This is a genomic window from Mesorhizobium sp. WSM4841 (assembly GCF_055811515.1).
Genome location: NZ_JBVVQC010000013.1, coordinates 161,275 through 168,160 on the forward strand (window position 1 = coordinate 161,275; position 6,886 = coordinate 168,160).

At 61.4% G+C, this 6,886-nt stretch carries 6 protein-coding genes; 4 read left to right on the forward strand and 2 right to left on the reverse strand.

Annotated features, from left to right (window positions below):
• Positions 1–342: 342 nt before the first annotated feature.
• On the reverse strand, positions 343–1,389 hold the full coding sequence (locus AC0L14_RS17810) for a LacI family DNA-binding transcriptional regulator (RefSeq protein ID WP_123149869.1): 1,047 nt from the start codon (positions 1,387–1,389) through the stop codon (positions 343–345).
• A gap of 190 nt (positions 1,390–1,579) precedes the next feature.
• Between AC0L14_RS17810 and AC0L14_RS17815 the strand changes: the two genes are divergently transcribed.
• Complete coding sequence (locus AC0L14_RS17815; protein ID WP_133254826.1) at positions 1,580–1,909, forward strand: MoaF-related domain-containing protein; 330 nt, start codon at positions 1,580–1,582, stop codon at positions 1,907–1,909.
• Positions 1,910–2,020: 111 nt separating this feature from the next.
• Positions 2,021–3,016: a VOC family protein gene (locus AC0L14_RS17820; RefSeq protein WP_473489798.1), complete on the forward strand. Its 996-nt coding sequence runs from the start codon at positions 2,021–2,023 to the stop codon at positions 3,014–3,016.
• Between the two features lie 158 nt (positions 3,017–3,174).
• On the opposite strand, the gene AC0L14_RS17825 is transcribed toward AC0L14_RS17820, so the two are convergent.
• Positions 3,175–4,854 carry an electron transfer flavoprotein-ubiquinone oxidoreductase gene (locus tag AC0L14_RS17825; protein WP_473489797.1) on the reverse strand — a complete coding sequence of 560 codons (1,680 nt, stop codon included), beginning with the start codon at positions 4,852–4,854 and terminating at the stop codon, positions 3,175–3,177.
• Between the two features lie 247 nt (positions 4,855–5,101).
• Here AC0L14_RS17825 and AC0L14_RS17830 point away from each other — a divergent pair, with 247 nt between their 5' ends.
• Together AC0L14_RS17830 and AC0L14_RS17835 are read left to right on the forward strand one after the other, a co-directional pair.
• Positions 5,102–5,746 carry a hypothetical protein gene (locus tag AC0L14_RS17830; protein WP_473489796.1) on the forward strand — a complete coding sequence of 215 codons (645 nt, stop codon included), beginning with the start codon at positions 5,102–5,104 and terminating at the stop codon, positions 5,744–5,746.
• Positions 5,747–5,846: 100 nt separating this feature from the next.
• Positions 5,847–6,731, forward strand: a complete 885-nt coding sequence (locus AC0L14_RS17835; protein WP_473528086.1) for a uracil-DNA glycosylase — start codon at positions 5,847–5,849, stop codon at positions 6,729–6,731.
• The last annotated feature ends 155 nt before the right edge of the window (positions 6,732–6,886 follow it).

Below are 6,886 nucleotides of genomic sequence, written 5' to 3' on the forward strand. Positions count from 1 at the left end.
TTTGGTCGACGGTTCCGGTGGACTTCACACGCTGACGTTGTGCTCCATTGATCCACGCATGACAGCGACGCATTCGATCGCACATTGAACTGGCCGGAACGTCTCTCGATCCAGAAGCGGACTTCCTGCGCTTCCGGGTTCTCGTACCCGAACATACGCTCTCGGAAACCACCATGTCGGCGCGGCCTGGCTTGAATCTCAACACACCCCGCGTTCCCGATGGTCCGCTGGCTGGCGCAAACGCGGCGTCTCTTAAGCGCCTGCGGCACGGAAAGGGGGCGACGCGTCATGCGTTCGGCAGCGCGGCGTGCTGCGCGCCAATCGCGATCCTTGCGGATTTCCTCAACGCGGCGGACCCGTCGATCCGCGGACCGCCAGCTCAACCGACATGATGATCTGCCTCGGCTGGCCGTTTTCAAACACCATCTGGGCAGCAAGGCGACCCTTCCCGACGATGTCATGCGTGACAGTGGTGAGTGGGGGCGTGGTGCGTGCCGATTCCGCGGTGCCATCGAAGCCCACAACCGACACGTGCTCGGGTATGTTTATGCCGCGACGAACCGCTTCGTCGAGCACGGTGATTGCCTGCCAGTCCGACATAGTCAGGATTGCCGTTGCTTCTGGAAATCGATCGAACACGACAGCTCCGGCCGAAGGCTCCCCAGGGGTGGTTTCGATGATCGGAAAATCATCGATCGACAGATTGACCTCCGCCAAGCCTTGGGCGAAGCCATCAAGCCTTTCATAGTCGAGTTGAAAGCCCGCGGTAATCTTGCCCTTGCCCGGCATGTGGACAATCGGTGGTCCGGATGTGCGCCGGATGGAGAGGATCACAAAATGCCGGTGCCCGAGAGCAGCCAAGTGCCCGACAGCCATCAGCGCTCCGCTCCTGCCGTCGATCCGGATCGAATTGATATCCGGGCCGGCATCGCTTTCGAGGATGACGAATGGCAAGCGCCGGCGCTGCGCCGAGGTGATCAGGTCGATGTCTACGCTATGGCCCAAAATGAAGCCGTCAACCAACGCCTCCCGGATGGTGGAGGTGCGCGTTTCTTCCGTACCGTTGACTAGGCTCAGCGTCGCCCCGGCCTCGTCGCACGCAAGCGAAACGCCAAGCACAAGTTCGCGTCCATATGGGCTTCTGATCACGTCGGCAATGGCATAGGCGCCCGGCGGCATAAACCCGATGGCGTTGAATTTGCCATTACGCAGTACCCGCCCCCTAGGGTCGGGACCATCATAACCAAGCTGGCGCGCCGCAGCTTCGACGCGCTCGCGCACGTCGGACCGCACCAGGTCCGGGTGATTGAAGACATTGGAGACAGTGCCGCGGGAGACCCCGGCAACTCTCCCGACATCCGCGAGGGTCGGCGTTTTGGAATGGTTCACCCCTTCAGTTAAACACTTTTTTGGAGCGCTCCAAGTTTATTCTTGACTCGTCATCATAAAAGGCAGACCCTACATTGGAGCGCTCCAATTAGCAAAATAGCAGATTTATAAGCATTCTGTGCCAGCGAAGGCTCGTGTGCCCAACTCTGGGCGTGTGAGCGCTAAATCATCACATCAAAGGAGGAATAGGATGGCTGCTACCAGTGGTGGGGCGACATCGCTCGTCGGGAAGACTTTCGACTGTGCATTCGGCCCGTTCGTGCCGCGGCTGACGGTTCTGTCGCCGACAGAATTGCATGTGCGGGCGACGCTCGGCGCTACTCAGATCGACGAGGTCGTGAAGAGCGATCTGACAGGCGTCCGCCCTGATCTGTTCATCATGAGCTGGACGGAGCAGAGCGGTAACTTCGTCGTGCAGGTTCAGGATCACGAGAACAAAGTCGTTCATAATTATGCGCGGCTGGCCGACGGGCAATTGTTCTGTGCGCAGGGGATCATTCAGCCGGTACCGGCGGCCTGACAGGGTATCACACCGCGCCGCGCGAACTACGCGAACTGTTGTGCGGCCACTTGAGGAATACAGGAGTACATTTCCCTCAATATAGACCCGTTCACCTTCAGGAGTGTCGTTATGAACACCCTTTCCGAACCAATCTTCGATGTCGCCCAGCTCGCGCATGTCGAATTGCTGACGCCCGATTTCGATGGGACATTACGCTTCTTCATGGACCTCATGGGTATGCAAGAGACCGAGCGGCGCGGCAAGTCGGTCTATCTGCGCGGCTATGAGGAGCAGTACCACCACTCGCTGAAGGTGACCGAGGCACAGCACGCCGGACTGGGGCACGTTGCTTGGCGAACGCGCAGCCCGCAGGCGCTGGAGCGCCGAGTCGCAGCGGTAGAGGCGACCGGCCTCGGGCGAGGCTGGATCGACGGTGACGCCGGCCATGGCCGCGCCTTCAGATTCGCAACGCCCGAGGGGCACTCGATGGAGCTGCTGTGGGACGTCGACTATGTCAGCATACCGCCCGGGCAGGCTACGAAATTGCTTAATCGCCCGCAGAGACGCCCGCTCAACGGCATTCCGGTTCGCCGCATCGACCACCTGAACCTGATGGCCGCCAACACCGGCGCCTGCCGCGATTTCATGGTTGACGTGCTAGGCTTTCGCGAGCGCGAGCGGGTCGTTGGTGACAACGGGTCGGCGATCGCGAGCTGGCTCAGCGTGACCAACCTTTCGCACGATATTGCAATCGTCCCGGAGCCGACGGAGATGCGTGGACGCTTCCACCACGTCTGTTTCCACTACATTTCGGTGCAGCATCTCTTCGATCTGGCGGAGCTGGCAAGGGAAGCCGGCATTTCGATAGAGCACGGGCCGGGCCGGCACGGCATCGGCGGGGCAACGTTCCTGTACATGCTGGAACCAGGGGGCAATCGCATCGAGGTGATGGGCGATCCCGGCTACATGATTTTCGATCCGGCCTGGAAAACCGTGGTGTGGGAGGCGTCCAAGATCGCCGATGCCGTGGTCTGGAGCGGCTCTCCGGTTCCGGATTCCTTCTGGGTCTATGGAACGCCGGTGCCGCGGCCGGTGGAGGGTACGACCATCGCCGCCGTGGCGTAGATTCGGTATTTGCGCGAAGACCAGAACGGCAATTTTCTGGCATTCAATACGCTCGCCGGATCTGCTCGGCACGGCACCGCGCGATCCCACGTCGAGTGCAAGATGTGCCAGCAGTCTTGCCACTCGTTCTGTCAATTAGGAATAGCAAATATCTGACGCTACATGTTCTGGTAAACTGGGCCTTCGCCACCTTGTGGTGGCACCCAGGTTATGTTTCGGTTCGGGTCCTTGATGTCGCAAGTCTTGCAGTGGACGCAGTTCTGCGCGTTGATGACGAAGCGCACGTCCTTCGCCTCGGGATCGGCGGCGGCGTTGCCATCCTTGTCGACCCATTCGTAGACACTGGCCGGGCAGTAGCGTGTCGATGGCCCGGCATAGACATCGTGTTCGGAACGCTGCTGCAGATCCATATCCGCGACCAGCAGGTGGACAGGCTCGTTTTCCTCGTGGTTGGTGTTGGAGAGAAACACCGAGGACAGGCGGTCGAAGGTGAGCACGCCGTCCGGCTTCGGATAGGCGATCTTCTTATGCTTGGCGGCCGGCTCCAGCGTCGCATAGTCGGGCTTGCCGTGCTTCAGCGTGCCGAAAGGCGAGAAGCCGAACAGCGTGTTCAGCCACATGTCGAGGCCGCCAATGCCGACCCCGATGGCGGTGCCGAAGCGCGACCACAATGGCTTGACGTTGCGCACTTTCTTCAAATCCTTACCGATGTCGGTTGCCCGCCATGCCGCCTCGTAAGAAGCCAGTTCGTCATTGGCGCGGCCGGCGCCGATCGCCTCGGCGACATGCTCGGCCGCCAGCATTCCGGAGAGCACGGCATTGTGCGAGCCCTTGATGCGCGGCACGTTGACGAAGCCGGCAGCACACCCAATCAGCGCGCCCCCAGGGAAGGACAGTTTCGGCACCGACTGCCAGCCGCCCTCGGTGATGGCACGGGCGCCATAACCGAGCCGCTTGCCGCCCTCGAATGTGCCTTTGATCGCCGGGTGGGTCTTGAAGCGCTGGAATTCGTCGAATGGCGACAGATAGGGGTTCTTGTAGTTGAGGTGGACGACGAAGCCGACCGCCACCTGGTTGTCCTCCAGGTGGTAGAGGAAGGAGCCGCCGCCGGTCTTCATGTCGAGCGGCCAGCCGAAGGAATGCTGGACCAAGCCTGGCCGGTGGTTCTCCGGCTTGACCTGCCAGAGCTCCTTGAGGCCGATCCCGTATTTGCCGGGCTCACGGCCGTCGGAAAGATGGTATTTTGCGATCAACTGCTTGGCCAGCGAGCCGCGTGCGCCCTCGCCGATCAGCACATATTTGCCCATCAGTGCCATGCCCGGCGCGAAGCCAGGGCCATGCGTGCCGTCCTTCTCGACGCCCATATCGCCGGTGACAACGCCGGTGACCGCGCCCTCGTCACTGTAAATGAGGTCCACGGCGGCAAAGCCCGGATAGATCTCGACGCCCAGCGCCTCGGCCTTGGTCGCCAGCCAGCGGCAGACATTGCCGAGCGAAACGATGTAGTTGCCGTGGTTGTTCATCAGCGGCGGCATCAGGATGTTGGGCAGACGGAACGAACCGGCGGGGCCGAGGACCAGGAAATGGTCTGCCGTGACCGGCGTCTTGAAGGGATGTCCTTCTTCGTCACGCCAGCCCGGCAGCAGCCGGTCGATGCCGATCGGATCGACGACGGCGCCGGACAGGATATGGGCGCCGACTTCGCCGCCCTTTTCAAGGACTACGACGGAAAGCTCGGGATTGACCTGCTTGAGACGGATCGCGGCGGCGAGGCCAGCCGGACCGGCGCCGACGATGACCACGTCGAATTCCATGCTTTCGCGTTCGATCTCGCTCATCAACATCTCACTGGCTACCGCATTTGCGCATCTTGCTGGCTTATCCGCTGCATAGCGCATCAATTCGCGACGTGAAACCGGCGCTGACGTGACAATGCCGATTTCGTCAAAAAGTCGCGCATCGTACTACAAAATCGCGGTTTGCGGTCCACCGGAACATCGATCCGGGCCAAGCCATTCCAAAGAGAGCCGGCGCCCTGACGTTTTTAATTGTTCGACGGCTTGCTTATCGGCCATACTTCGCACCATGCGCATTCCTGGGCCATCCGGCTTTTCATCGACGCGCTTTTTTTCGTCGCCCGGACGGATTTGCCGGGCGCTCGTTTTGGCCCTTTTGCCGCTGGCGTCCGTTGGCGCCCACGCCGAGCCGCAAAGGGTCTGGGTGGCCGGAGCCTACTCCTTTTCCGACGAGCTGGGCGGCTTCCGCATCACCAGCGCCTCGGGCATCGGGACAAAGGAGGACCCACTTGTCATCACCGAAGAGCTGAATTCGGCGACACCGGTGACACTGACGATCCGCACGACAAAGCCGATCCAGCCCTTCGGCACTGCGGGCCAATTTGCCAATGGCCTCATGTATATGCGCGTCGACGTGCTCAACAACAGCGGCCAGGCCTGGGTCGAGTTCCAGTTCGAGCTCCAGGAGATACTCCACCGGCCGAGCGTGTTCGGCGACGGCCTGTCGTTCGACCAGCGCAACAAAACGCCTGACAACATCTGGTCGAGCAGCTTTGCCGATTTCGATCGCGACTTCGAACCCTATGACCGGCTGCTGTTCAAGAGCGGCAAGATCGACCCGTTGAAGACAGCAAAATTCGATTATCTGATCACCGACTACACACCGCGCTGGACGTTCTATCTGGTGCAGGATCCGCGTATACCGTCGAGCTAAGAATCCTTGTTTTCGTCATGTCGTTGTCCCAAAACCGCTGCGCGCTTTTGGGCTACATGCATTACTTGCAAATTGCTGCCGCGCGGCGGAATGTGAAAGTATGACTGCCGTTTCCCGAGACGACCGACCAGATATCGCCGACCTGCTGGCCTTCTACGCCAGCGCCGGCGTCGATGAAGCGCTCGAAGACGAGCCGCTGAACAGGTTTGCTGAGGCTGCGTCAAAGCCGCCTGAGCGGGCGCCGGCGACAGTTCCGCCAGTTGGTGGAAGCGCCACACTGCCACGCTCGACAAGCCTGTCACGCGCCGGAATGGGCGAAAGGCAAGCTGCGGCACCGGCGGTGCGCGCCACGTCCGGGACGGCGACGGTGCCCGACGAGCAGCAAGCGGCCTTGGCGCGCCAATTGGCAACGACCGCGGCGACCCTGGACGAGCTTCGCCAGCACATGGCGGCATTCGACGGCTGCAATCTCAAATTCACCGCCAAGAACCTCGTGTTCGCCGACGGCAATCCGAATGCCGCGGTGATGCTGGTCGGCGAGGCGCCCGGCCGCGACGAGGACCTCGAGGGATTGCCGTTCGTCGGCCGCTCGGGCCGGCTGCTCGACCGGATGCTGGCCGCGATCGGCCTCGACCGGACGTCGGCCTATATCGCCAATGTCATCCCCTGGCGGCCGCCGGGCAACCGCACGCCGACGCCGCACGAGACCGAGATCTGCCGGCCATTCATCGAACGGCAGATCGAGCTGGTCAATCCGAAGGTGCTGGTCAATTTGGGCGGCCCCTCGGCAAAGACCTTGCTCAACACCACCGAGGGCATCCTGCGGCTGCGCGGCAATTGGCGCGTCCATACGGCCGCCTCCGGTATTGCCATTCCCGCCATGCCGACCCTTCACCCGGCCTATCTCTTGAGAACCCCCGCGCACAAGAAGCTGGCGTGGCGGGATTTCCTCGAGGTGAAGGCAAAGCTGCGGGCGCTGGGTTGAGGTGGGGCGCAGCTTCCCTTCTTCCCTTTGTTTGGACTGGGGACATCGCGAACAGGTGTGCGAGGACATCGCGAACAGTTTGCCATCCTATCGAGCCAGGGCATTGAGGTCGATGGTTTCTATTTTCTGGTGTCTGAACCAGGCGTCGAAGACGC